Source organism: Roseibium algae (assembly GCF_037783265.1).
GTDB classification, from domain to species: Bacteria; Pseudomonadota; Alphaproteobacteria; order Rhizobiales; family Stappiaceae; genus Roseibium; species Roseibium algae.
On record NZ_JBAKIA010000002.1, the window covers coordinates 391635 to 416627 of the forward strand.

A 24993-nucleotide genomic window follows, 5' to 3' on the forward strand; every position below is an offset into this window, starting at 1 on the left:
TCTAGCCTTAAAGCCAGTGTATCAAGGCATCTGCTACGAAACCCGAAAACACCGCTAAACCGTAGACCTTGTTGGAGCGAAACAGTTTCAGGCACTGATCTGGATCGTCGATATCAAGCACGATGGATTGCCACAGCAGATGAGCGGCTCCAACAGCGATTCCAGCGAATGCGGCCGGCCCTGCATCCGCCAGGACTGCAGCCAGGGAAATTAAAGCCGTTGCCACAGCATAGAGCAACAATATCGCAGGCTTGGACCAAGATCCAAACAGTCGCGCAGTTGACTTCACACCAACGAGGGCATCGTCCTCTTTATCCTGATGGGCATAAATCGTGTCATAGCCAACTGTCCAGGCTATGCCGCCTGCATACAAGACGACAGGAGCCCAGGAAAGCGAGCCAAACGCCGCCGACCAGCCCATCAAAGCCCCCCAAGAAAACGCAAACCCCAGAAACAACTGGGGCCAATTCGTGATGCGCTTCATGAATGGGTAAACTGCAACCGGAACAAGAGACGCAACGCCGAGAATGATCGAGAAAACATTGAACTGAACGAGCACCAGAAGACCAACCAAGGCCTGCACCACCAGGAATATCTTGACCTGCGCACGAGTAACCTGGCCCGATGGAATCGGGCGCGAGCGAGTCCTTTCGACCTGAGCGTCAATATCCGCATCCACCAGATCGTTATATGTACAGCCAGCCCCCCGCATCACGATGGCCCCGATCATGAAGAGGGCCAGATGCCAAAGGTTGGGACCGGGGGCTTCCATGGCAATCGCAGCAAGCGCTACCGACCACCAGCAGGGCAAGAGTAACAACCACCAGCCAATCGGGCGTTCCCATCGTGCAAGGCGCGCATAGGGCCGCGCCCAAGGCGGCATATGCGTATCAACCCAGTGGCGCTTTACAGCGTCAGACACTGGTCCGGTATCTTTGGTTCTGAAAAACATGGTCTTCGTTTAACGTGGGCTGATTAAAGGCGCGAGTAATTTCTGATCAAAAGCATCATTTGACGCACAAGCAACTTTGAGTTCAATCACCCATTAATCGGCGATCACCGGACCGCAAACACGGTCCCGACCAGTGTTTTTTGCTTCATATAAACGCAAGTCAGCCTTTTGAAAAATCTCTGCAAGCGATGATCCATCTTCCGGCGCGCCTGCCACACCGATGCTGACGGTCACTTTTTCCGGCAGATACATCAAGGAATATCGCTTGATAAGTTTACAAAGCCGCTCGGCCATCGAAACAGCACCCTCTGCTGGCAAACGGTCGCACAGAAGAACGAACTCTTCACCGCCGAAACGATAGAGGTAGTCGCCGGACCTCAAATTATCCCGCAAAAGCCCTGCGATTGCCTTTAGAACTTCATCGCCAACCTGATGTCCATGTCGGTCATTCACGGACTTGAAATGATCGATATCGATCACCAACATGGTCAGGGGTCGACTTTGATCTAGACAATCCTGAAGAATTTTTGGCGCATTCAGATCATAACTGCGGCGATGTTCCACGCCGGTCAGATGATCCCGGCTGGTTTCATCCAGAAGATCAAAATACCGCTCACGGAACGTCAAAACATTAAAAACATCCTTAAAGGGCCGCGCTGTGAACCACTTCTTTTCATCATCAAAGAATTTCAAATAAGTCACGAAAAAACCAGTAAAGACCAATGTTGCTGCCATTTTCGCCGCCCATCCGCCTAAGAAAACGCTGAATGGAGTGCCGTACACCGCATGCAAAGCAATATAGAACCCAACTTGATCAAGCGTCAGAACAATTGCACCGCAGACCAAGAAGCGCCACCCAAGATGACGACCGAAAGCATCACCGAAACGTTCATAAAGCACGATAATCGCAATGGCATCGATGAACAGAAGCAATGTGCCCCAAACCATCAACCAACCCAGGTCATCGATAAACGCGATATCCGGCAAGCGTCCTTCAACGACAGAGACCGTATCATGGTTCCGCAAGATCATGACCAAGCAGACGAGCAGTAAATTTCCGATCAGCAGCCCATAAATTGGCTGGCGCGCAACCAGCGCATCTTCCCTTATGTACAACAGCAGGATCATCAGCAATTTACCGGTGAACAAAACTGTCGAGCCTGGTGAAACAATACCGAATGGCAATTGGATGTAGAATACACTCGACAGATATGTCTCGAGAAAATGCATCACGCCCAGCGCGCACATAAACACGCCGATGCCGATAGACCGACGAGATCTCAACAGCGCCATCATCACGGTGAAATAAACCGCAGCTTGAACAATCAGCAGAAGTACATTTGAAGCAATCATGCGCCTCTTTAGCAACCCTGTCGGATTTGACAAGCCTGCTAAATAGCCATTCGCCTCGATATCTCATTAATTCTCGTCATCTTGATATCGCAAAGCTTTTCGGCAACAGGTAACTTTAAGTAAATAAAAATGTTCCTGCTCCAGAAGCCTCGTCAAATCGCTCCGGTCATGAAGAACAGCCTGCACCGAAAAAAGGCCAAAGGCTTCAAGATCATGAAGAACAGAGCGGATGATGCGTTGCCCAAGCCCTAGCCCGCGAAACTTTGGGTGAAGGAACATGTCTTCAAGCTGGGCAGTCCGGCCTCCCTCATACACCGAATAACGATAAAAGACTGTGACGAAACCAGCTGACTCACCACGATAACGCACCAGATAGGCGCGCCCCATTGCGGCATCGATCAGAAGCGTCCGAAAAGTGTCCCTTTGCTCTTCGTTGAAAGACAAACATCTTTCTTCATAAGCCGCTTCTGCAAGATCAAAAAGCTGCCGCCCAGTTGCCGGGCCACCCAACAGAAGTTCAACAGAGCGCACCATTCAACTCAGCCTTCCAACCTTAACTTCATCTGTCAGGGGTCTAGGGTTCGGCCCCATAAAATTGCATGCACTGATCGATCTGGAACAGGTCGGATGCGAGGCGCACAAAGGATGGAACCTGCTGCGAATGCCAACTTCAAAGCTCTTGACCTATGCAAGGCATAGCTATTCAAGCTTTTCCTAACCCTCCTTTGCAGGTTCAACGCGAGTGGATCCAATTTGATGAGTCCAAACCCTAAGCTCCACAGAACTTTGCGCGCGCGTCGTCAATCCTGCGGCGAGGCTCCATTGTCCTGCCCCGTGTAGCCGTGCTAAACCGCCGCAAATTCGCATCCTTGCCGAGCGAAGGCGACACTCGCGTTTTGCACGGCCATACTTTTGAGAGACTGCGCCCAATGAACATTCTCCTGATCGGCTCCGGTGGCCGCGAACACGCTCTGGCCTGGGCACTTGCCAACTCGCCCCTATTGACCAAACTCTATGTCGCTCCCGGCAACGCAGGCATCGGCGAAATCGCAACCCTTGTAGTCCTAGACGCAAGCAACCACCCCGCCGTGATCGATTTTTGCAAAAAAAATCAGATTGATCTGGTCATTGTGGGCCCGGAAGCACCTTTGGTCGCCGGTTTGGTTGACGATCTTGAGGACAACAACATCAAGGCATTCGGTCCAAGTAAGGCAGCAGCCCAGCTGGAGGGTTCCAAAGCCTTCACCAAGGGCGTTTGCGATGAGGCCAATATCCCAACCGCTGGATATGCCCGTTTTGACAAGAAGAATAAGGCCCTAGACTATATTCGAGCAGAAGGTGCGCCGATAGTGGTCAAGGCTGACGGGCTGGCTGCGGGCAAAGGCGTTGTCGTTGCATTGACTGAGGCCGAAGCGCTAGAGGCTGTCGAAGCATGTTTCGACGGCAGCTTTGGTGATGCAGGCGCAGAAGTGGTGATCGAGGAGTTTTTGGAGGGCGAAGAGGCCAGCTTCTTCGTCTTTGTTGATGGCAAGACAGCACTCCCCCTTGCAACCGCACAAGACCACAAACGTGCGTTTGATGGCGATGAAGGCCCCAACACCGGCGGCATGGGCGCATACTCTCCCGCACCAGTCATGAGCGAACTTCTTATCGAGCGCACAATGCGGGAGATCATCGAACCCACAGTGACCACAATGGCCAAGCGCGGAACGCCTTTTAAAGGCGTTCTTTATGCTGGCCTGATGATTACTGAAGCCGGTCCGAAACTGATTGAATACAACACCCGTTTCGGCGACCCTGAATGTCAGGTTCTGATGCTTCGCCTGAAGGACGACATCCTAACCTTGATGCTGGCTGCAGCCGACGGGACACTGGACAAGGTCAGCGCAAGATGGCGCGATGATGTCGCCTTGACAGTGGTCATGGCGGCCAATGGCTATCCGGGCTCTTACGACAAGGGTACAGAAATCCGAAACCTGAAAGAAGCAGCATCCGCTGACGACGTCGAAATCTTTCATGCAGGAACCAAACTGGAAGATGGCCGCATTCTGGCCAATGGTGGGCGGGTACTCAATGTAACCGCTCGCGGCGCAAGTGTAAGTGAAGCGCGCGATAAGGCCTATGCTGTCATCAAAAAGGTCGACTGGCCGGAAGGTTTTTGCCGCTCTGACATTGGCTGGCGGGCAATCGCTCGCAACGAGTAAAACAAAACTAGCCTCAGAAGAACCCACCTGACCTTGCACAGGATTATGTATGTGTGCACCCTTCCTGCGGAGACCACTTCGCGGGAGGAAAACCTTGGGCCACTTAACAGCACTTCCAGACCTCTTCCCGGGGTTTCAAACACACCTCATTGATTGCGATGACTGCGGGATTCATTGTCGGACTGGAGGTGAAGGTCCACCACTGCTGCTGCTCCATGGCTATCCGCAAAGTCATGTGATGTGGCATAAGCTTGCGCCTGAGCTCGCAAAACACTTTACCCTCGTTATTCCCGACCTGCCTGGTTATGGCCAAAGCTCCATCCCGCCGTTGAGCGAAGATCATGCCGCATACTCCAAGCGCAGAATGGCAGAGATCTTTGTGACTTTGATGGCTAACCTAGGCCACGAGAGTTTTCAATTGGTCGGGCATGATCGCGGGGGGCGTGTGTCCTACCGCATGGCGCTGGACCATCCCGATCGCATCGAACGGATCTCGGTAATCGACATTCTTCCGACCTACGATTACTGGCATCGCATGGATCGAACCTTCGCCTTGAAGATCTATCATTGGGCTTTTCTTGCACAAGCTGCCCCGTTCCCCGAAACAATGATCTCTGCATCACCTGCCAAATTTCTAGATCACACGCTGCAAAGCTGGACTGCGCATCAGTCCCTTGAATGCTTCGACCCTGGAGCCTTGGCCCATTATCATGCGGCTTTCCAGCAAGCTGAGCGAATTGCTGCCACTTGCGAGGATTATAGGGCCGGCGCCTACGTTGATGTCGATATTGATACCGCCGATGCGACCGCAAACAACCGCATTCTAGCTCCTCTCCTCGCCATATGGGGAGCGACAGGCATAGCACAGGCCAGCGAAACTCCCATCGACGTCTGGTCTCGCTGGGCTGACGATGTTTCAGGTGGTCCCGTCGACGGCGGGCACTTCCTGCCCGAGGAAAATCCGGAAGGCGTTCTAAAGGTGCTTCTGCCTTTTCTCAAACATCACCACAACACAGAACCAGCATGACCACAATCCAAAGGGCCCATGACTTCGGAGGAGCCCATTTGAGGCGACGCCAAGCCTCAAGCAGGGCGACTTAGTGAATATGAGAAAGCCTGCACAGCGCGAGCCTCCCCTTAAAGCATACATAGCTACCCAAACCCACGCCAAGTAACCAAATCATCAATTATAATATTTCCATAATAACATTATTATTCAAGGGAATTTAACCTGTTTCGGATAAAATCAGCTCAAATCGAATATGTAACAACGACTTCCAAATCGCAACTTTTGGTTGATTTAAACAAGACTAAACAAACCAACCAGGAACCTAATCTTAATAAATAAAGCCTCAAGACTGGATCGAGGAATTTGCATTGATCGGAAAGCCTCCCCATACAGTGGCTGATAAAAATCAGAACGATGCCGGGCGTGCTTTTACCACCCGACTAAATGATATTATCCATGATTTGGCTCCGAATGGCAGCAAACCATTTACATATCTGAAGATAACATTCATATTTTTCTTAGCCTTTACGCTGATTACCCTCACCGGCGGAAACTTAATCGGTGAGTTCGGAATTCTCACGAAACACGTCGATACTACGACTAAGACAGCAAAGTCATTTTTGCTCCATGAGCAGGAAATCAGCTCTACGGAACTGGACAAAACTCTTCTCAGCCTAGCGGTCAATCAAGAGCTAAGCAGCGCTTTAAAGGCAAATGATCGTTACTCTGTTGAGCAAATAATATCACGCCTCTTCCCTGAGTTGGAAAATCTTCACAACATCTCCGAACTCGCGATCTACGACACAACACGTAACTTGATCATCCGTTCAGGCAAGGCAAGTTCAAGCGCAGACAGGCGATACAATTCTCTTCCCCTGAAATCTGCCGAAACGAACAGCACAACTCTCAAAGGATTCGAGCTCGAAGATAATGGCACACTCGTCATGTCCGTGATCAAGCCATGGATCCTAGAGGGCAAACCTTTGGGCTTCCTGAAACTGACTATGAACTTCGAAGAGCCGCTCCAATTTATTGGCACAATGCTCAAAGCTGATGTTGTTGAAGTCCGCAGCAGAGACGCACTTTTTTCTGACACAGCCACTGCTGAGGCAAAACATGGTTGGAACCTGACACCGACCGCGGCTTACAAGAAAGTCGGCAATTTTCCCTTGCCCACAAATGTCACTGCCCTGTTTCAAAAACACATAACGCCCAGTTCTCAATTTGACCGAATTGTTTTCAACCGTGATTCGGTATCGATAGCTTCCAGCTTACCGCTTCCGATGGCAGACGGCACACAAGCCGCTTCACTCGTGCTTATTCAAGATATCACGCCCGAGATCCGAGCTTTTGCCAGCCGCACGGCGGTAACCCTTTTGCTCGCATGCCTGGTCACATTGATCATTGGCCTCGTTCTAAATCGCATCGTTCGTAGCCTGCAATTCTCAGTCATCGAGACAAGACAATCTCTGGAAGAAGAAGTCGCAGCGAACACGAAGGCCCTTCGGAATATGCAAGAGCTTTGGGTCGAAGCCCAAGAAATTGCGTTCCTGGGAAGTTGGGAGCGAGACTTACTGACGAACGAGCTGTCCTGGTCTTCAGGCATGTACGGCATAACAGGCCTGCCACAAACAACGCCTATTCAGACTGCTCGTGACGAGTACTTCAAACTCATACCTCCTTCTGATCTGAACACTGTTCGGCTACAGATGGAACAAGCGATCAGTCAGTGCAGTGCTTTCAATTATGAACACCATCTGGTTCGTAAGGACGGGCAGACCCGGCTATTGCACATACGCGGCTACGTCATTGCTGGCGAAGACGGCAAAGCCATCAGAACGCTGGGAACCGTCCATGACATAACAGACTATCATAATGCGCAGGAGCGCAGCCAACGGCTTGCGGACATACTCGAGGCTTCGCTTAATGAGATACATGCTTTCGACACGGAAACTTTAAACTATGAGCATGCGAACCGGTGCGCCCGAGAAAATCTCGGCTATTCGGCAGAACAGATGTCAGGAATGCAGGCATGGCAAGTCATTGGAAATAACACAGCACAGCAATTCAAAGACAAGTTGCGACCACTTCTGAACGGTTCTCTATCAGTCCTAAGCTTTGAGGATATTCATCGCAGAAAAGATGGAAGTGAGTACCCTGCCGAGATCCGAGTAGAGTTGCATAAGACCCAGAGCAGCTCTCTGTTTGTAGCGATCTGCAATGACCTGTCCGAAAGGACCGCCCGCGAGAAGGAAAGCCAGGCAGCAAGACTAGCCGCTGAACATATGGCTTATTTCGATACTCTCACCGAATTGCCGAACAGGGCTGCCTGCCAGCGGGATGCAACAGATTATTTCAATGCGAACCAAAATAAGAAACCAGCTTTCATCATCCATCTTGATATCGACAACTTCAAACGCATCAATGATACGTTGGGGCATGCTGCAGGCGACTCCGCCCTTCAAGAATTCGGTGAGCGTCTGAAGTTATGTTGTTTCGGAATGGGGACCGCATACCGCTGGGGCGGCGATGAATTTGTGATCATTGCCAACAATTCAGAGATCGACCCTGAAGAATTGTGCCAGCGCGTCTACATCGTAATGCGCGCCCCCATGGATTACCAAAACAATCCAATCTGGCCTTCGGTCAGCATGGGGATTGCACAATGCCCAACCGACGGCGAAGATTTCAACACCCTGCTAGTGAATGCCGATCTGGCACTATACCGATCAAAAGAAGATGGCAAAGACCGTTGGAGTTACTTCACCAAAGACATGAAAACCGCCAGTGACGAGGAAGCCCGCACGGAACAAGAACTTCGACTGGCCCTCAGACGTGATGAGTTCTTTCTTGTCTTCCAACCGCAGGTCAATATCCAGACTCAACAGATCACGGGCATAGAAGCGCTCGTGCGCTGGCAGCACCCGACGCGAGGTGTCCTTGCACCCGGTGCGTTCCTCCCCGTCGTCGATAAAACCAACCTGGCAACGCCTCTTGGCCAGGTGGTTCTCGACAAGGCACTGGCAGCGGCACGAAAATGGCACGATCTCCAGCTCGATTTTGGCCGGATCGCTGTGAACCTTTCATCGTCCCATCTCACGTCAGGCACGCTGCTGGACGACTTCAATTCCTTGATGGCGAAACACAAAGTCGCGCCAGAATACATCACCGCTGAAGTTCTCGAATCTGTCTTCCTGGACAATGAGCGAAGCAACAACTCAGAGGTACTGGAAGAGCTTCATAATCTGGGCGTCCATATCGAACTGGACGACTTCGGCACTGGATATGCTTCTCTCTCTCATGTCGCTGACCTGCCAATTAATGGCCTGAAGATAGACAAGTCGTTCACCGAACAGATTCTGAGCGACAGGAAAAAAGAAATCGTGGTGAGCCATCTGATCAACTTGGCCAGATCCCTCAATATCAACATCGTCTGTGAAGGTGTCGAAACAGAACAGCAATTAGACCGCCTTCAGATGATGGGGAACTTTGCCGTTCAAGGTTACCTTATCGCTAGGCCAATGCCGTTCGAAGCCATGTCAGATTGGCTTACATCGACGCAAAGTGATCTTGCCTTCAATCTGACGTAAAGCGTCTTACGCTGCCGAAAGACCTGTTTTCATCGCGACTTGTCTTGGAATGTCCTAACAGCCCCACCATTATCAGGTGGAATTAAAGGATTACAGGTCATGAATGATTTTCGGATAGGTCTCGCACTCGGTGGCGGCGGTGCGAGGGGGATGTCCCATATACCGGTGTTGGAAGCCCTGGATGACCTTGGCATCAAACCCCATGCAATCGCAGGCACATCAATTGGCGCAATTTTCGGCGCTGTTTATGCAGGTGGCCTGAGCGGAAGCGGCATTCGACAGATCGCAATGGAGACCTTTGGTGACAGGAACAGCGTCCTTGCGTCCCTTTGGAAGCTTCGCCCTCGAAAGCTGACTGATCTCTTCGACGGCAACATGGTGCAATTTGATCCACTCAAGGTTCTCAATGCCTTTGTCTCCGACAGCCTGCCAGAGACTTTTGAAGACCTGAAAACTCCTCTGACAGTGCTTGCAACTGACTTTTACGGCGGCAAGGAGGTGGACATTCAAAGCGGGCCCTTATTGCCTGCGATAGCTGCATCCATTGCCATTCCGGCAGTGTTCAAGCCCGTTAGGATGGACGACCGGGTCCTTGTCGATGGTGGCGTGGTCAATCCGCTGCCATTTGATCGATTGCCGGAGGATTGTGACTTCATTCTTGCTGTCGATGTTGTCGGGTCACCGGTTCCAAGATCCGGTCGACAACTTCCAACTTCAATGGATGCAATTTTCGGCACTTCTCAACTGCTCATGCAAACCATAACCACCGAGAAACTGAAAAGCCGTGCACCCAACCTGCTGGTGCGACCGCCTCATGACAATGTCCGCGTGCTCGACTTTCTGAAGACAAAACAGATTCTCGATCGCGCAGATCCCCTCCGTGAAACTGTCAAGCGCGAGCTTGCCAGTGCTATTCAAAACAAAGAACAGAACGAGAAATAAACTATCCAAACCATAATCACTTTTGACAGTTTCCCTAGTTGTTTAACTGCGAATTCTTTAAATTAACTTTTAGTTAATAATTATATTCAATTGTTGTATTCAAATAAAAAAGAGTACGCCCCATGACAGATCAAATGACTCCACAGGATTTGGATGATTGCCCTGTTTCCGAGTTTACGTTTGCAAGACTTCTGGGAACCTCGCTAAGTGCAGCCCGAGAGCTCGCAAAAGCACTTCCGGAAGACCAGCGTAGTCGGCTTGCAGTTTACTGCTATCGACGAGCTCATCTTCGGCGACTTGGCCTCTCCATAGCCAAAACATGTTCCAAGCATTCACTCGTGGAAGAAAGCGGGCATGCTGGCGAACTTATTCATTTCCAGGCGCAGAACATGGAAGAGACACTTGCCGGTGATCGCTATATGGCTCCCAGGCACGTCAAAAGACCAGTCAGCTTGCATAATTGCTAGCACTCCAACAGGGTCAGGTATCTCCTCCCACCAGACCCCAACTGGCAGCCGTTCCGAATAATTAGTCACCCTCCCGGAACGGTTGCCAATTTCCTTTTCATTACCGTCTCAGCAAAATTTACAATTTCAGCTTGCAAACTTCAGACAGCGCCTTAACCTTTAGGCTGGGTCAGGACTGGCTGAAGGGATCAGACATGAGTGCTGTAACATCTTCAAACCGATGCAGACTAATCCGCTGCAGGTTTCTAGCGTCTTTGACGTCTTTCATTCTACTGCTCAGCCTTCAACCAGCATTGGCTGTGTGCCAACTGGTCGCAGAACGGCCGGCTTACCAACCGCTTCGCATTCAAGCTGCCCTTGCACTCTCAGAAGTCCAAATCCGTTATATCGGACACTCAACCTTTGAGATTGAAACGCCGCAGGGCGTGCGAATTGCAACTGACTACAACGACAGTGTTCGCCCTTTGCTGGTCCCAACCGTGGCGACAATGAACGGAGCACATGGCACTCATTTCAGTGTAAGGCCTGACCCTGGTATCGAACACATCTTGCGGGGCTGGAATCCAGAGGGCGGCCCAATTGACCACGATCTGATCTTGCAAGATGTCAGGATCCGAAACATCCAGACGAACACGCGAAGCTGGAGCGGCGAAACACAGCGTTTGGGGAATTCGATTTTCATTTTTGAAGTCGCTGATCTTTGTATCGCCCATCTTGGCCATCTGCATCATCGACTAACCCAAGTGGACCTGACCCGCCTCGGCCAAATTGATATTGTGCTGGCTGCGATTGACAATTCATCAACCCTTCGGCTGGAAAGCCTCATGGACGTGTTGACCGCCATCTCGCCCTCGATGGTGATCCCGATGCATTTCCATTTTCACGGCGCACTGGAAGCCTTCATTGGAAGAGCAACTGCAAGCGGCTTTAACATCGAAACGGCGGGCGACCCAAACTTGATCGTTAGCCGAGCCCAGCTGCCGCGTGAAAAGACTGTTTATGTGATGATGCCGAGCGGCAGTTAGAAAACTTGTCGCCCAGAACTATTTTCACGACAGAAATGTTTTGAGTTTGCTCTTGTGCGTCACTCGGCCACTGAGGACGCCATCGCAAAGAAGGCAATCTGACTGTCACCGATGGTCCGGCGATCTATTTCCTCTAAGCCATCAGGTATATCAATGTTTGCATTTGCGCGTTCTTCCAGAACGCAAATGGAATTGGGTTTCAGCCATCCTCCGGCCAGAGAGGAAGCAAGCGCCTTTTCACCCAGACCTTTGTCATAAGGCGGATCCGCAAACAAAAGATCGAACGGCTCAACAGTTCCAGCAGCCCCAAGGCGCGTTGCATCCCGGCGGAAAATCTTCGCGGCGCCGTTAAGGCCTAGGTTTTCCATGTTTTGACGGATGACGCCTCGAGCTTCCGCACCTTCCTCAACGAAAGTGCAATGGCGGGCGCCACGGCTGACCGCTTCGAAGCCCAATGCACCGGTGCCTGCAAACAGGTCCAGAACGCGTGCACCATCCAGTTCCAAGTCTAAACTGTGGGTTAGTATATTGAAAATCGTTTCTCGCAGACGATCGCTCGTAGGACGGGTCGCTTGCGTTTTTGGGGCAGCCAAGGCCGCCCCTTTAAAACGTCCAGCAACGATCCTCAAGATCGCCCACCACTACGCGGAGGACGGCCACCGCGGCCGCCACTTGGCCGATCATCGCCACCACGGCGATTGCCAGGTTTAACGTCTCGCGTCATGCGGCTTTCCTGCTGCTTGTCTTCCACCTGACCATCCGGACTCCAAATCCGTCGTTTAGGACCAGTTGGACGCTCATCTGAACGGTGTTCGGCGCGAGGCTTCGGCTCGCTGGTCAACCGAAAGCGGCTGCGCGGAGAAACTTTGACCTTACGCTCACCAGCATTCTTACGGCGGTTCTGGTTGCCACCGTCGCCATCACGATCTGGCCGTTCCCCGCGCGCAGGACGTTCGCCGCGAGCTGGTTTGTCGCCCCGGCTCGAACTGTCAGCCTGTGGCTTCTTGCCGGATCGAGCTGTTTTGGCCTTGCCATCGCGTTCTGTCATCCACCCGCCAGCAGAAGTTTTTTGCCCACCGCGCTGCGCAACGCCTTTGCGATCTCCTTCGCCGCGCGCCTTGTCCATTGGAGACGGGGCTTCATTGAAGATAGGAGCGTCGAAATCGGCACCAGCTTCTTCTGCCAATTTGTCGCCAAGCTGGTCCCGAAGAACGCGACCTCGGATTTCCCGAACTTCGCCATCATCCAGATCGATCAACTGGAATGGACCGAAGGACAAGCGAATCAAACGGTTGACCGCAAGACCTATGTGTTCGAGAACACGTTTGACTTCACGGTTTTTACCTTCGCGCAATCCGACAGTCAGCCAGACGTTATCGCCTTGCTCCTTGTCCAGGGTCGCTTCAATTGCACCGTACAGAACGCCTTCAATCGCGACACCTTCTGCGAGCCCGTCCAGCTGCGCTTGCGTCACTTTACCGAATGCGCGAACGCGGTAACGCCGCAACCAACCTGTCGCTGGTAATTCAAGCACACGGGCAAGGCCACCATCATTGGTCAGCAGAAGCAAGCCTTCTGTGTTGATATCCAAGCGGCCAACGGCCAGAACGCGTGGCAGTTCCTTTGGCAAACGCTCAAAGACAGTCGGACGCCCTTCAGGATCCTTGTTGGTCGTCACCAAGCCACGAGGCTTGTGGTACAACCAAAGCCGTGTGCGCTCGCGCATGGGCAATGGCTTGCCATCTACAATCACTTTGTCGGCAGAGGTCACGGTAACGGCTGGTGTCTCTAGCAACGTTCCGTTCAACTCAACGCGTCCAGCGGCGATCCAGGCTTCGGCATCCCGGCGAGAACAAAGCCCGGCACGTGCCATAACCTTGGCAATACGCTCTCCCTTGTCCAAGTTAAGAGAAGCTGCCTCAGCAGGTGCTACCTTGTCCTTAGGGCGCTTATCATCGCTCCGATCACGCCGTGCACCGGCACTTCTAGGAGGTGCGCTGCCATCAGACTTGCGTGGAGGCCTGCCGGAACTTGCTTCACGGCGGTCCTTGCGCGGCTTGTCCGCGGAATCGCGATCTGGGCGCCCGCCCGGCTTACTGCCGGAAAAACGCTTTTTGGGGCCGTCGGTCGAACCTGGACCGCGGCGTTTCTTGGGGGGCTGTTCTGTCGTCATATGCGCGTCATAGCAGAGAGCGCGGCTTTCGGAAATCAGCAAGTGCAACGATTTTTACAAATAAGCTATGCAAAGACTGCATGTCAAAGCGCTTCTAAAGGCGTTAAGACCTCATTATCAGATATTAGGCTGCCCAATGGATCGCCCATGACCACCGAAATTTCCACCTCCCCAACGAACGGCTTCATGGTCGCGGCACTTGAAGAAGCCGAAAAAGCGGCTCTCCGGGGAGAAGTTCCTGTTGGCGCCGTGCTCGTAGAAAATGGCAAGATCATTGCGCGAGACGGCAATCGAACACTGGAACTAAACGATCCGACCGCTCATGCTGAAATCCTAGTCATTCGGGCCGCCTGTCAATTGTCCGCAAGCCAGCGACTTCCAGCATACGACCTCTATGTAACCTTGGAACCTTGCCCAATGTGCGCAGCCGCAATCTCCTTCGCACGGATCAGACGTTTGTACTTTGGCGCGGCGGATGAAAAAGGCGGCGCTGTCGAGAACGGTACACATTATTTCTCCCAGCCCACATGCCACCACGCACCAGAAGTCTATTCCGGTATTTCTGAGCGCGATGCCGCAGCCCTCCTGAAAGATTTCTTCCGCTCCAAGCGCGATTTCAAAAAAGATGTCTGATTGGGATGCCGGTTCAAGACTTCAACATCACCCTTCTTGGTGATGTTCCGAACGTCTCCATCAAGATAAGGCGCTACGGCACCCACATTAAAGACAATGAGGGTCACCAACCAAATATCAGGGAACGCAAACTGACCAAGGGTGAGCTAAAATGACACGAATATTAAATATTTCTACAACCCCAAAAAATGCTCATCCATTAGTCAAATGCACAATAAGAAGACTTAAAATACAAGACGATAGACCGACCTCAAACATTATCGATATTTAATTGCACATGGGGCCTTTTTGAATACCAATACTTAACAGTTTCGGTAAGATCCTAACAATCTGGTTAAGATTTAGGGTTCGGACTGCCAAATGAACAAAGTGTCGGTACTTCGGCATGCGACCGGGGGGCTCACGCTCTTAGTCGCTCTGCTCGGATCGAAATTCGCCCACGCGCAGCACACTTCACAGTCTTCCGTAACGGTACATTCCAACATCCAACACAGTATAGATGTCCTTTGGGTCATGGTAGCCGCCACATTGGTGCTCATGATGCAAGTCGGATTCATGTTGCTCGAAGCTGGCACTGTCCGTTCTAAAAACTCAATCAATGTCGCTCAAAAAAATCTACTTGATTTCACATTCTCGGTCCTCACGTTCGCAGCGGTCGGCTTCATGTTCGCTTTCGCAAATTCCAACGGGTTCTTCGTTGGTCTCGATAGCGATCTCTTCATGCTGCAGAATTTAACACCCTGGTCCTATGCATTTTTCGCCTTTCAAGTGATGTTTTGTGGCACCGCTGCCACCATCATTTCAGGTGCAGTAGCGGAACGCATGCGCCTGACGGCCTACATCATTTGCACGATCTTTACCGCCGGGCTCATCTATCCGGTTTTCGCTCACTGGGCCTGGGGCAGCGCTCTTGTTGAAAACACAACTGCTTTCCTTTCGGAACGAGGGTTCGTGGATTTTGCAGGTTCTACGGTTGTCCACGGCACAGGTGGCTGGATTGCACTTGCAGCCTGCATCATCCTTGGACCACGGCTCGGACGCTTTGATCATGAAGGGCGTGCCCTCAGAATTCAGGGCCACAGCTCCGTGCTCTCAACAACGGGTGTCTTCCTGCTTTTTTTCGGCTGGATCGGCTTTAACGGCGGATCCACACTGGCTATGACCAGCGACACCGCCAAGATCATCGTCAACACCGTAATGGCTGCCGCAGCAGGTGCAGCAGGCGGATACTACCTCGGCTGGCTGCAAGACCGTATTATCCTGCCTGAAAAATCCTTGTCAGGCCTGCTGGGAGGGCTGGTTGCGGTTACCGCAGGTTGCAACATCTTGCTGCCATCAGGTGCCGCCATTATCGGATTTTTCGGCGGTGTCATTGCAGTATATGCAAACGTGGTTCTCGAACGCCATTTCAAGATTGATGATCCGGTAGGCGCTGTTGGCGTGCATGGTTTTGCAGGCATATGCGGCACTCTTGGCCTGGCTTTTCTCGCGCCGGAAGCAAACCTGCCTCTTGGTGAGCGCAGCGCGCAGTTCTTCGTCCAACTGGAAGGTGTGGTGCTTAATTTCGTCTGGTGCTTCGGGCTGGGCTTTGCTTTTTTGAAGGGACTTTCCCTCTTTATGCCTCTTCGCGTAAGCGCAGCCGATGAAGAAATGGGCATGAACGAGACGGAACATGGTACACGGCTGGGGATCGGTCACGTTGAAGATGCCCTGGAGAAAGTGATCGCCGGCAAGGCAGACCTTAACATGAGACTGAATGTCTCTCCGGGTGACGATTCAGAGCGTCTGACCCGTATGTTCAATGCCTTGATGAACACCATCCAGAACGAAGAACAAGCTCAGGTCAAAGCAGCGGATGCAAAAAGGACAAAAGAGGAGGCTGAAAGACTGTCTGCACTGGCCAATGCGACTTTTGATGCAATCGTCATTTCCGTTGACGGCTATGTACTTGATGGCAATGCCGCTCTTGAGGACCTGCTTGGCTACAGTATCGAAGAACTGAAGATGCGGGGCCTTTATGAGTTCGTTCAATCAGAGCTAGCAGGCACGCTTGAAAGCCATTTGATCAAGGCAGAACTTCAGCCACGAGAGCTGGAGATGGTCAACCGCAGCGGCGAAAACATCCCAATTGAAATCCGAACGCGCGTTATTTCCTATCGTGGCACACCCACACGCGTATCCGCCCTTGTCGATCTGCGAGAGAGAAAGAAAGCGGAAGCCCAAATCCTGCACCTGGCGCAACACGATCCGCTGACCGACTTGCCAAACAGGGCTGTTTTCACTGCGGAACTCGAACGGGTCATCGATAGATGCTCATCTGGCCGTCAGACGGCTGCCCTTCTTCTGGTCGATCTTGACCGTTTCAAAGACATCAATGACCTCCACGGCCATCCAATTGGCGACAAGGTCATCCGGGTCGCGGCAGAACGCCTGAGGGAACACAGCGGTTCTCAGGATACAATTGCCCGCCTTGGCGGCGACGAATTTGCGGTTATCCAAAACGGAATTCAATTCACCAATCAGGCGTCAGATATGGCTCATCGGCTGGTGAAAAAACTGTCCGCTCCCATAGATTGCGGCAGCGGTCTAGTCTTGAAACCGAGCGCAAGCGTCGGCATTGCAATTATTGGCGACAAGGACGAAACCGCAGATCACATCGTCTCGAACGCGGACATAGCACTCTATAATGCCAAGAACATGGGGCGGCAGACTTACTGCCTTTTCCAGGAAGGCATGGGAGATAAGGTCCGATTGCGCAGGGAAATGGAAGAAGATCTCGAAACAGCTATTCAAGACGGCCAGTTCGAACTCTATTACCAACCCCGTCTGGACCTGCACAATGGCCTAATTGCCTCCTATGAGGCTCTCATTAGATGGAACCATCCGAACAAAGGCCTCATCAACCCGTTGGACTTCATTTCAGTTGCGGAAAACTCAGGCCAAATCATACCGATCGGAAAATGGGTTCTGCATTCGGCTCTGGAGGCTGCATCAAAGGATATTCTGGATGCCCGCATCAGCGTCAACGTCAGCCCTGTTCAATTCAGGGATAATGCGTTTGTGGAAGACGTGCGTTCAGCTATCAAAGACGCAGCGATTTCGCCGCATAGACTCGAACTGGAGATAACTGAGAATTTCCTCATAGAAGATGACGCCAGAGCCCATACGATCCTGACAAACTTGAAAAGCATCGGAGTGAGAATTGCCCTTGATGATTTTGGGGTCGGATACTCTTCGCTCGGCTATCTCAGCCGTTTTCCATTCGACACAATCAAGATCGACAAATCATTTATCAGCGACGCCGACAGAAACCCCAGCTCTTCCGCGATCATCCAAACTGTTGTTGGTTTAGGTAAAGCATTAAACATGGCGGTTGTTGCAGAAGGTGTCGAGGATCTGGAAAGGCTTCAATTCCTTGCTCAAACCGGATGCGATGAAATCCAGGGCTATCTTGTCGGTGAGCCTACCCCCATCGGTTCTCTTTGCCGGTTAGTACCTGCCATTGTTAAGGACGCACTGGAAACTCATACGCGTCAGGCCCACGCTGTATAACATTCGCATGGGTTCAACGGCCGGGTTACTCACTTGACTGCAACTCTTGATATAGCCGAAGCGAATGTTACTTCCGCCCGAACAGTTTCTCGATATCCGACAGCTTGAGTTCAACCCAGGTTGGACGACCATGATTGCACTGGCCTGAGAGAGGTGTGGCTTCCATATCGCGCAGCAGGCTATCCATCTCCTGTGAACGCATGCGGCGCCCTGCGCGTATAGAGCCATGGCACGCCATGGTAGCAGCCACATGGTCCATTTTTTCCCGCAATCCAGTTGCAGTGTCCCATTCGGCGAGCTCATCCGCCAGATCCCTGACCAAGCCTCTAATATCCATGTCGCCAAGCATGGCCGGTGTTTCACGAACAGCAATCGCCCCCGGTCCGAAGGCCTCCAGGCTCAGACCAACTTGTTCCAGGTCCTCGGCCCGTTCAGCCAGGCGCCCAACGTCTTCCTCTGGAAGCTCAATGATTTCCGGGATCAACAGGATTTGTCGCGCAATCTGCTTTTGAGCCAGCGCCTCTTTAAGCCGTTCGTAGACCAGTCGTTCATGGGCTGCATGCTGATCCACAATCACCACACCATCTTCAGTCTGGGCGATAATATAGGTCTCGTGCACTTGTGCCCTCGCAGCGCCGAGAGGCAACGCCATGCGTTGCTCATCAAGCGGAACATCATTGGCCCTTGCATCGGCAGACGGGCTGACCAGCCCGGCAAAACCACCCTGCTGAGCAGAACTGGATGAATTTCCGAGGCCATCAACACCCTCCTGCCCCCTATCCGAAAAACCGGTCGGGACGTTTTCAGGCATATCATTTGGAGCAAAAGCAGCGTCGCCCCATCGAGGTGTTGTCTGCGGAGACCAGGCTGATGTTCGATAGGTTGCAGCATTAGGATCTGCCCCAGTGCGTGGCGCGAAGCCCGTTGCCCTTATCGCCTCCATGGCAACTGCCGCATTCGACGTTGAAGATCGATGTCCAGCCTTGATCAGAGCCTGCTTGATCGCCCCAACTAAGAGTCCTCTCACCAGTTGGCCATCACGAAACCGAACATCAGCTTTGGCTGGGTGCACGTTCACATCCACCAATTCTGGTTCCAGATCGACGAACAACACCACGACCGGATGCCGATCGCGCGCGAGCACATCCGCGTAGGCTCCCCTCAGGCCAGACAGTAGAAGCTTGTCTTTCACCGGGCGTCCGTTAACAAAGAAAAACTGATGTTGAGCGTTGCCTCGATGGTGTGTTGGCAAACCAGCAAAACCAGTCAACCGCACGCCTTCCCGCTCAGCTTCAATCTCCATGGCATTGTCAACGAAATCCTGACCCAGGATCTGCGCAATTCTGGCGATCCTCGCATCTTCCCCACGGGCGGCAGGCCACGACATCGGCTGGCGATCTGCTCCAGACAAGGCAAAGCCGACGCGAGGATATGCCAAGGCAATGCGTTTGACGATCTCTGTAACGGCAGCCGTTTCTGCTCTGTCGGATTTCAGAAACTTCAAACGTGCCGGCGTTGAGAAAAAGAGATCGCAGACTTCGACCTGTGTTCCCTTGTGTCGGGCAGCAGGCATGACAGGTGTTTCTGCACCACCCTCAACCACAATTTTCCAAGCATGATCTTCATCAATATGGCGCGTTTGAATAGACAATCGCGCCACAGACCCGATTGAGGGAAGTGCTTCGCCTCGAAAACCAAGCGTTCTGATATCGAACAAATCGTCCTTGGTGATCTTCGACGTGCAATGGCGACGGATAGCAAGCTGAAGATCCTCGCGCGTCATGCCATGGCCATCGTCAGACACCCGCATGAGGGTCTTCCCTCCCGCAGCTGTCACGATCTCGACCATGGATGCACCTGCATCAACAGCGTTTTCGACAAGTTCCTTGATGACGCTGGCGGGTCGCTCGACGACTTCACCGGCGGCAATCCGGTTTATGACATCCTCGCCCAATTGCCTCACGTGCATGCAAAGTCCTTTCTGCGGTTTCGCCGCAGGTATGCTTCCTATATGTTCCGCCACGACGGAGCATCGATTCCGCAACACTCTATCAGATCCCACAGCTTTCGAGTGACTCACCATGACAGCTTCTGCACCACTTCTTGTCTCTGGCCTCAGTGCTATTGCTCCCTCTTATGAAGGGATCCTATGCGATGTATGGGGGGTGCTGCATAATGGTGTCTCCGCATTCGAACCGGCTCATCAGGCGCTGTCGACGTTTCGAAAAGAGGCCGGGGGGGCCGTGGTTTTAATTACCAATGCGCCTCGCCCGAATGCTCCGATACGCGACCAACTGGCCAATCTGGGTGTACCGCTTGATGCCTATGATGACATCGTTACATCCGGAGATGTGACCCGTGACCTCCTCAGCGCCAACGCGGGTGCCACGCTGCTGCACATCGGGCCCGAACGCGATCTGCCGCTTTACGATGACACCGGCGTTATTCTGGGTTCGGAAGACGACGCTACTCTAATCAGCTGCACCGGCATGTTCAATGATGAAACAGAAACGCCAGATGATTACAGAGACCAGCTTGAAGCGCTGGCGAAACGCGGACTGACCATGATTTGTGCCAATCCGGATATTGTTGTTGAACGCGGCGACCGTTTGATCTGGTGCGCTGGCGCGCTGGCACGCCTTTATGAGGAACTCGGAGGTACTGTCTCGATCCTTGGCAAGCCTCATACCCCCATTTACAAAGCCGCGACTGATCGCCTTGCTGCGGTTCGCGGTGGGCCAGTTGATCCGAAAAAAATCCTGGCCGTCGGAGATGGACTGCCAACGGACATCCGCGGCGGCGTTGCTCAAGACCTCGACGTGCTCTTCATCACAGGTGGCATCCATGCAGCAGATTTTGGTGCTGTGGACAGTCCTGATGAAACGCTAATCCAGCAGCGGCTAGCCGAAGAGGGCCTTCATGCCAGAGCTGCCGTTCCCCGGCTTGTCTGGTAGTCCAGATCTTACAAAAAAGGCCACCCGTCTGATGGACGGGTGGCCTTTCGTAAATTCAGGTTCTCAAGATTGAATGTCAATCGAACAGCTTGTCGATGTCGCCTTGGCTATCGCCCAGCATCGCATCGATGTCGTTCTGAGACACGCCTTCTCCAGTATGTTGAGGGCCGTGCAAGATCTGTTCACGCTGACGGCGTTCCTGATCGGTTTCCTCAGCATCAGCGTCCATAGCTTCAGGTATCCGAAGCTTCTCAACAAAGGCAGAGACACGCTCATCAATGTAGTTGAGCGTCGAAACGACTTTGGAAATGCGCTGACCCGTGATGTCCTGAAAAGTACAGGCTTCAAAAATCTCAATCATCTTGTTGCTGACCAACTGCTGATACGCTTCATGGTCACTGGCGTCAGCTCCCATGATTTCTTCAGCCGCTTCCATGATGGAATTGGTTGCGGTCTCAGTCGCCTCGACAATCGCATCCAACTCAAGACCCGCATTCGGGATCTTGCTGGTTGTCATATCATTGGCGCGAAGGGCCGATATCTCGGTCTTCATCGAAGATATATGTTGAGCAATTGCCGTTAGTTCTTCGGTCACAGCGGGCTGCACTGTCGTCAGAAAGTCATGCATCGAGCCAGACATAACCTCTGCCAACTGCATAACATCACTTAACGATACTTCACCGTCGCGACTCTTGTTTTCTTCAAGGAAGTCAATGACTCGCGCCACGTTCTCTTGGGTCATCTCGGCCATTTTCAGCCTTTCTTTAAGATGTAGCCTTCCTTGTTTGCTCACACGTCATCAACATGTCCGAAAACAAGGAATATACTGCTGTCAGTGCCATGCCCCCCGGCACAGTGCACCAGCATTGAAAGCTCCAAGCGCAGGCGGTCCCGGTCTAGCCGGATCCCGCCAGTCGCTCGGTCTTCTTATTCGGAGAAGACAGCTTCGATTTTTCCCTTCAATGTCTGTGCATTGAACGGTTTCACGATGTAGTTGTTCACCCCGGCCTTTTTAGCCGCGATTACGTTTTCTGTCTTGGACTCAGCGGTTACCATAATGAATGGTGTCTTGCTGAGGCTCCCGTCGGCGCGGACCTGCTTAAGCAGCTCATACCCCGTCATCGGTTCCATATTCCAATCCGAGATGACCAGCCCATATTTGCGCTGTTTCATCTTTTCAAAAGCTTCGGTGCCATCTGCTGCGTCGTCAATGTCTTCGAAGCCAAGCTGTTTAAGCAGGTTCCGAATAATACGAATCATCGTCTTGTAGTCATCGACCACGAGGACCGGCATCTGAAGATCAAGGGCCATCGTCTACTCCATACTGTCAAGCTGCGCGGCCCTTGGCCTTGGGCCCTGGAAACGCGATATGACTTAAAAGGAGAGAGACACACATTGTGTCCTCGCCTCCCCACACTCGATAGACATTACGGCAAGCCCCTGAAAAGACCGTTAATGCATCTAATTTTATGCACCCAAAGCCTAATTGCCCGTTTCGCATGGCTTTCATACGCTGCCAATTACATGAAATATCGACGAAAAACAGGAACGGACAGTCATGTTAGAGTTGCAAAGATTATGTTTTGAAGACCTCGAAATCGGGATGGCTGAAACACTGATTAAACACGTCAGCTCGTCAGACGTTGTCGGTTTTGCCGAGGTTTCCGGGGATCGCAACCCAATACACCTCTCAGAGCACTTCGCCGCAAAGACCCCTTTCAAGACCCGAATCGCGCATGGCCTGTATACTGCGAGTCTGATTTCGGCCGTTTTGGGGACCCGCCTGCCCGGTCCGGGCGCTATTTACCTTTCGCAGACCTTGAACTTTAAAGCTCCTGTCAGAATCGGCGACGATGTACTCGTGGTGGTGAAAGTCGAGGAAGTTATGACCCGCGGCAACCGGGCCAGACTGTCTTGTGTCTGCAGTGTTGATGACACCACTGTTCTCGAAGGCGAGGCGCTTGTAAAGGTTCCAACGCGTGAGGAAGATCGCAGCCAGTTGTAAAAATGCGCCTGTGAATTCGGGAGAGATCCAAGCCAAGAGCCGAAAACAAGGGCAACCAATTCAAGGCGTTTATACAACTTCTTGACCTTTCAAGGTAGAAACGGCACGTTCTGGCGCGAGCGATGTGCCTGTCTCGCAAACCTGCACCGGCAATCTGCTACTTAATATGTCTCTGCTTCTGGCGTTGCAGCTAGACGCCTGAAGGTTATCTGCATGCCTGCTTCAAAACTCCCCAACTTTGCCATCATAACAGAACTCGATGCGTTCCCGGCTCAATTGCTCGGTGGTGTGGTTGCTATCGGTAACTTTGATGGCGTTCATCGCGGTCATCGCGCTGTGCTGGATGCTGCCTTTGAAAAAGGTGCCGCACTAAACGCACCGGTCTATGCGATGACTTTTGAACCTCACCCAAGAACTGTCTTCGCCCCTGATCACCCGGTCTTCAGGCTGACGCCCTTCGAGCAAAAATGTGCCGTACTGAATGATTGCGGACTGAATGGTGTCCTCGTCCTGCCCTTCACCCGTGAATTTGCCGGCATCGAAGCCGATGAATTTGTGCGTGACATCCTTGTCTCTCGACTTGGCATCTCCCACGCAGTCACCGGTTACGACTTCCATTTCGGCAAAGCCCGCAAAGGCACCCCAGACTTCCTGCGTCAGGCAGGCACTGACAACGGCTTTGGCGTGACCATTGTCACACCGGAAAATGATGAAGGCGCTGAGGTCATTTCGTCCTCCCGCATTCGCCAGGCCCTAACAGACGGTGACATAGCTTTGGCGAATGGGCTGCTGGGCTACCGCTGGTTTGTCGAGGCCACAGTTCAACATGGTGAAAAACGTGGGCGGGACCTCGGATACCCGACGGCCAATCTTCGACTTGCGGATGAGTGCCCGTTGAAACACGGCATCTATGCTGTCAAGGTTCGACTGGGAGATCGCCTGATAGATGGCGTCGCCAGCTTTGGCCGCAGGCCAACATTCGACAATGGCGCGCCATTGCTTGAGGTTCACCTGTTCGACTTTCAAGAAGACCTCTATAATAAAACCCTGCGTGTCCATCTGGTTTCTTACTTACGCGGCGAAGAGAAATTCGACGGCATCGAACCCTTGATCGCCCAAATGAACCAGGACAGCGCCGAATCCCGCACAGCACTGGCCTCGCTCCAGCCTCTTTCTGCACTTGATCTCATGCTTATGCAGGACACTTGATGACCCAGCCGGTCGACCAGATTGCCAAAACACGCGAAAGCCTTGTAGCTCTCGGTTTGATGTCAAGCGCAATGCTGATCATTCCAATCATGGATATTATCGCGAAGTATCTGTCCACGAGCCTACCGCCCTTAGAAATTACTTTCGGCCGGTTCTTTTTCCAGTTTCTGATCTGCATTTTAATCGCCCTTGTCGCTGGCAGGTGGCAACAGCTCAGGAGCAAACACCTTGGCATCAATTTATTGCGCGGAACTTTGCTGGCCCTTGCCTCGCTTTTCTTTTTTACAGCTGTAAAATTCATGCCAGTGGCAACTGCGATTTCAATCTTCTTCGTCGAACCCATGATTCTGACAATTCTTGCAGCTCTCATTCTCAAGGAAAAATTTGGCCCACGACGGGTCGTGGCTATTGTAATCGGTCTTGTCGGCGCGCTTTTGATCCTGAGACCAAGTTTTGCTGATGTGGGGCCTGCCGCGCTCCTACCCTTGTGCACCGCCCTGCTTTTCGCATTCTATCTGATCATCAACCGTCGCTATGCAGGTGCTGACAGTTTGCTTGCCATTCAATTCAGTGCAGGCCTTGCTGGCAGTGTGATCTTGGGCGTCGCTCTGCTCATAGGTTCATTTCTTGGGCTTTCAGACTATACTTTCATCATGCCCAGCGGTCCGAACATTCTGCTCTTGATCAGCATTGGCGCGATCTCATTTGCCTGTCACGGTCTGGTGGTGATGGCTTTCCAACGCGGCGAAGCCTCCTTGCTTGCTCCGCTGAACTATATCGAGATCGTCAGCGCGACCCTGTTCGGGTATTTGGTGTTCGGAGATTTCCCAGACACCATGACATGGGTCGGCATTTCACTGATCGTCAGCAGCGGCCTCTACATCGCCCACCGTGAGCAAAAGACACGGAGCAAATAGGCTAATTT

20 protein-coding genes are annotated in these 24993 nt (G+C 52.3%); 12 read left to right on the top strand and 8 right to left on the bottom strand.

The genetic code is table 11. The features are described 5' to 3' along the window. Positions 1-7: 7 nt before the first annotated feature. From ubiA to V6575_RS05530, 3 genes are all read right to left on the bottom strand, one after another. On the bottom strand, positions 8-952 hold the full coding sequence (gene ubiA, locus V6575_RS05520) for a 4-hydroxybenzoate octaprenyltransferase (protein WP_340273137.1): 945 nt from the start codon (positions 950-952) through the stop codon (positions 8-10). Between the two features lie 93 nt (positions 953-1045). Further along, a complete protein-coding gene (locus V6575_RS05525; protein ID WP_340273138.1) occupies positions 1046-2305 on the bottom strand; it encodes a GGDEF domain-containing protein in 1260 nt (419 codons plus the stop codon). A gap of 66 nt (positions 2306-2371) precedes the next feature. Beyond that, positions 2372-2839: a GNAT family N-acetyltransferase gene (locus tag V6575_RS05530; protein ID WP_340273140.1), complete on the bottom strand. Its 468-nt coding sequence runs from the start codon at positions 2837-2839 to the stop codon at positions 2372-2374. Between the two features lie 395 nt (positions 2840-3234). On the opposite strand from V6575_RS05530, the gene purD reads away from it, so the two are divergent. The 6 genes from purD (at position 3235) to V6575_RS05560 (ending at position 11542) form a co-directional block, all read left to right on the top strand. Next, positions 3235-4509 carry a phosphoribosylamine--glycine ligase gene (gene purD / locus V6575_RS05535; protein WP_340273142.1) on the top strand — a complete coding sequence of 425 codons (1275 nt, stop codon included), beginning with the start codon at positions 3235-3237 and terminating at the stop codon, positions 4507-4509. A 94-nt stretch (positions 4510-4603) separates the two neighbouring features. Continuing rightward, positions 4604-5536: an alpha/beta fold hydrolase gene (locus V6575_RS05540; protein ID WP_340273143.1), complete on the top strand. Its 933-nt coding sequence runs from the start codon at positions 4604-4606 to the stop codon at positions 5534-5536. Positions 5537-5910: 374 nt separating this feature from the next. Beyond that, the gene (locus V6575_RS05545) at positions 5911-9108 is read left to right on the top strand and encodes an EAL domain-containing protein (protein ID WP_340273145.1); all 3198 of its coding nucleotides are present in this window, start codon (positions 5911-5913) and stop codon (positions 9106-9108) included. A 99-nt stretch (positions 9109-9207) separates the two neighbouring features. Then, entirely contained in the window at positions 9208-10050 is an 843-nt protein-coding gene (locus V6575_RS05550) for a patatin-like phospholipase family protein (RefSeq protein ID WP_340273146.1), read from the top strand. A 122-nt stretch (positions 10051-10172) separates the two neighbouring features. Next, positions 10173-10517, top strand: a complete 345-nt coding sequence (locus tag V6575_RS05555) for a hypothetical protein (RefSeq protein ID WP_340273147.1) — start codon at positions 10173-10175, stop codon at positions 10515-10517. A 194-nt stretch (positions 10518-10711) separates the two neighbouring features. Then, entirely contained in the window at positions 10712-11542 is an 831-nt protein-coding gene (locus tag V6575_RS05560; RefSeq protein ID WP_340273148.1) for an MBL fold metallo-hydrolase, read from the top strand. Between the two features lie 59 nt (positions 11543-11601). Here V6575_RS05560 and rsmD read toward each other — a convergent pair whose 3' ends face one another. Both rsmD and V6575_RS05570 read right to left on the bottom strand, forming a co-directional pair. Continuing rightward, positions 11602-12171, bottom strand: coding sequence for a 16S rRNA (guanine(966)-N(2))-methyltransferase RsmD (rsmD, locus tag V6575_RS05565; RefSeq protein WP_340273149.1), 570 nt, complete (start codon positions 12169-12171; stop codon positions 11602-11604). Then, complete coding sequence (locus V6575_RS05570) at positions 12168-13715, bottom strand: pseudouridine synthase (RefSeq protein WP_340273150.1); 1548 nt, start codon at positions 13713-13715, stop codon at positions 12168-12170. Before V6575_RS05570 ends, rsmD begins: the two co-directional genes overlap by 4 nt. A gap of 147 nt (positions 13716-13862) precedes the next feature. Between V6575_RS05570 and V6575_RS05575 the strand changes: the two genes are divergently transcribed. Then, positions 13863-14348 carry a nucleoside deaminase gene (locus tag V6575_RS05575; protein WP_340273151.1) on the top strand — a complete coding sequence of 162 codons (486 nt, stop codon included), beginning with the start codon at positions 13863-13865 and terminating at the stop codon, positions 14346-14348. 360 nt (positions 14349-14708) lie between these two features. Next, on the top strand, positions 14709-17900 hold the full coding sequence (gene amt / locus V6575_RS05580) for an ammonium transporter (RefSeq protein ID WP_340273152.1): 3192 nt from the start codon (positions 14709-14711) through the stop codon (positions 17898-17900). Between the two features lie 67 nt (positions 17901-17967). On the opposite strand, the gene mutL is transcribed toward amt, so the two are convergent. Further along, a complete protein-coding gene (mutL, locus tag V6575_RS05585) occupies positions 17968-19869 on the bottom strand; it encodes a DNA mismatch repair endonuclease MutL (RefSeq protein WP_340273154.1) in 1902 nt (633 codons plus the stop codon). Positions 19870-19981: 112 nt separating this feature from the next. On the opposite strand from mutL, the gene V6575_RS05590 reads away from it, so the two are divergent. Continuing rightward, a complete protein-coding gene (locus tag V6575_RS05590) occupies positions 19982-20854 on the top strand; it encodes a TIGR01459 family HAD-type hydrolase (RefSeq protein WP_340273156.1) in 873 nt (290 codons plus the stop codon). Between the two features lie 76 nt (positions 20855-20930). Here V6575_RS05590 and V6575_RS05595 read toward each other — a convergent pair whose 3' ends face one another. Beyond that, the gene (locus V6575_RS05595; RefSeq protein WP_340273157.1) at positions 20931-21605 is read right to left on the bottom strand and encodes a protein phosphatase CheZ; all 675 of its coding nucleotides are present in this window, start codon (positions 21603-21605) and stop codon (positions 20931-20933) included. A gap of 176 nt (positions 21606-21781) precedes the next feature. Beyond that, positions 21782-22165 carry a response regulator gene (locus V6575_RS05600; protein ID WP_340273159.1) on the bottom strand — a complete coding sequence of 128 codons (384 nt, stop codon included), beginning with the start codon at positions 22163-22165 and terminating at the stop codon, positions 21782-21784. 247 nt (positions 22166-22412) lie between these two features. Between V6575_RS05600 and V6575_RS05605 the strand changes: the two genes are divergently transcribed. The 3 genes from V6575_RS05605 to V6575_RS05615 all read left to right on the top strand — a co-directional run bounded on the left by V6575_RS05605 (position 22413) and on the right by V6575_RS05615 (position 24985). Then, positions 22413-22859, top strand: a complete 447-nt coding sequence (locus V6575_RS05605) for a MaoC family dehydratase (RefSeq protein WP_340273161.1) — start codon at positions 22413-22415, stop codon at positions 22857-22859. Between the two features lie 213 nt (positions 22860-23072). Then, positions 23073-24068, top strand: a complete 996-nt coding sequence (locus V6575_RS05610; RefSeq protein WP_340273163.1) for a bifunctional riboflavin kinase/FAD synthetase — start codon at positions 23073-23075, stop codon at positions 24066-24068. Then, positions 24068-24985 (top strand): DMT family transporter, encoded by a 918-nt coding sequence (locus tag V6575_RS05615; RefSeq protein WP_340273164.1) that lies wholly within the window; start codon positions 24068-24070, stop codon positions 24983-24985. The genes V6575_RS05610 and V6575_RS05615 overlap by 1 nt, the downstream gene beginning before the upstream one ends. Positions 24986-24993: the final 8 nt, after the last annotated feature.

Excerpts from the sequence above, each read along its gene's own strand:
- V6575_RS05555 (WP_340273147.1), top strand. The coding sequence starts at position 10,173 with ATGACAGATCAAATGACTCCACAGGATTTGGATGATTGCCCTGTTTCC.
- V6575_RS05570 (WP_340273150.1), bottom strand. The coding sequence starts at position 13,715 with ATGACGACAGAACAGCCCCCCAAGAAACGCCGCGGTCCAGGTTCGACC.
- V6575_RS05610 (WP_340273163.1), top strand. The coding sequence starts at position 23,073 with ATGCCTGCTTCAAAACTCCCCAACTTTGCCATCATAACAGAACTCGAT.
- mutL (WP_340273154.1), bottom strand. The coding sequence starts at position 19,869 with ATGCACGTGAGGCAATTGGGCGAGGATGTCATAAACCGGATTGCCGCC.
- ubiA (WP_340273137.1), bottom strand. The coding sequence starts at position 952 with ATGTTTTTCAGAACCAAAGATACCGGACCAGTGTCTGACGCTGTAAAG.
- V6575_RS05595 (WP_340273157.1), bottom strand. The coding sequence starts at position 21,605 with ATGGCCGAGATGACCCAAGAGAACGTGGCGCGAGTCATTGACTTCCTT.
- V6575_RS05560 (WP_340273148.1), top strand. The coding sequence starts at position 10,712 with ATGAGTGCTGTAACATCTTCAAACCGATGCAGACTAATCCGCTGCAGG.
- amt (WP_340273152.1), top strand. The coding sequence starts at position 14,709 with ATGAACAAAGTGTCGGTACTTCGGCATGCGACCGGGGGGCTCACGCTC.
- V6575_RS05525 (WP_340273138.1), bottom strand. The coding sequence starts at position 2,305 with ATGATTGCTTCAAATGTACTTCTGCTGATTGTTCAAGCTGCGGTTTAT.
- purD (WP_340273142.1), top strand. The coding sequence starts at position 3,235 with ATGAACATTCTCCTGATCGGCTCCGGTGGCCGCGAACACGCTCTGGCC.
- V6575_RS05615 (WP_340273164.1), top strand. The coding sequence starts at position 24,068 with ATGACCCAGCCGGTCGACCAGATTGCCAAAACACGCGAAAGCCTTGTA.
- V6575_RS05590 (WP_340273156.1), top strand. The coding sequence starts at position 19,982 with ATGACAGCTTCTGCACCACTTCTTGTCTCTGGCCTCAGTGCTATTGCT.
- V6575_RS05605 (WP_340273161.1), top strand. The coding sequence starts at position 22,413 with ATGTTAGAGTTGCAAAGATTATGTTTTGAAGACCTCGAAATCGGGATG.
- V6575_RS05600 (WP_340273159.1), bottom strand. The coding sequence starts at position 22,165 with ATGGCCCTTGATCTTCAGATGCCGGTCCTCGTGGTCGATGACTACAAG.
- V6575_RS05530 (WP_340273140.1), bottom strand. The coding sequence starts at position 2,839 with ATGGTGCGCTCTGTTGAACTTCTGTTGGGTGGCCCGGCAACTGGGCGG.
- V6575_RS05550 (WP_340273146.1), top strand. The coding sequence starts at position 9,208 with ATGAATGATTTTCGGATAGGTCTCGCACTCGGTGGCGGCGGTGCGAGG.
- V6575_RS05575 (WP_340273151.1), top strand. The coding sequence starts at position 13,863 with ATGACCACCGAAATTTCCACCTCCCCAACGAACGGCTTCATGGTCGCG.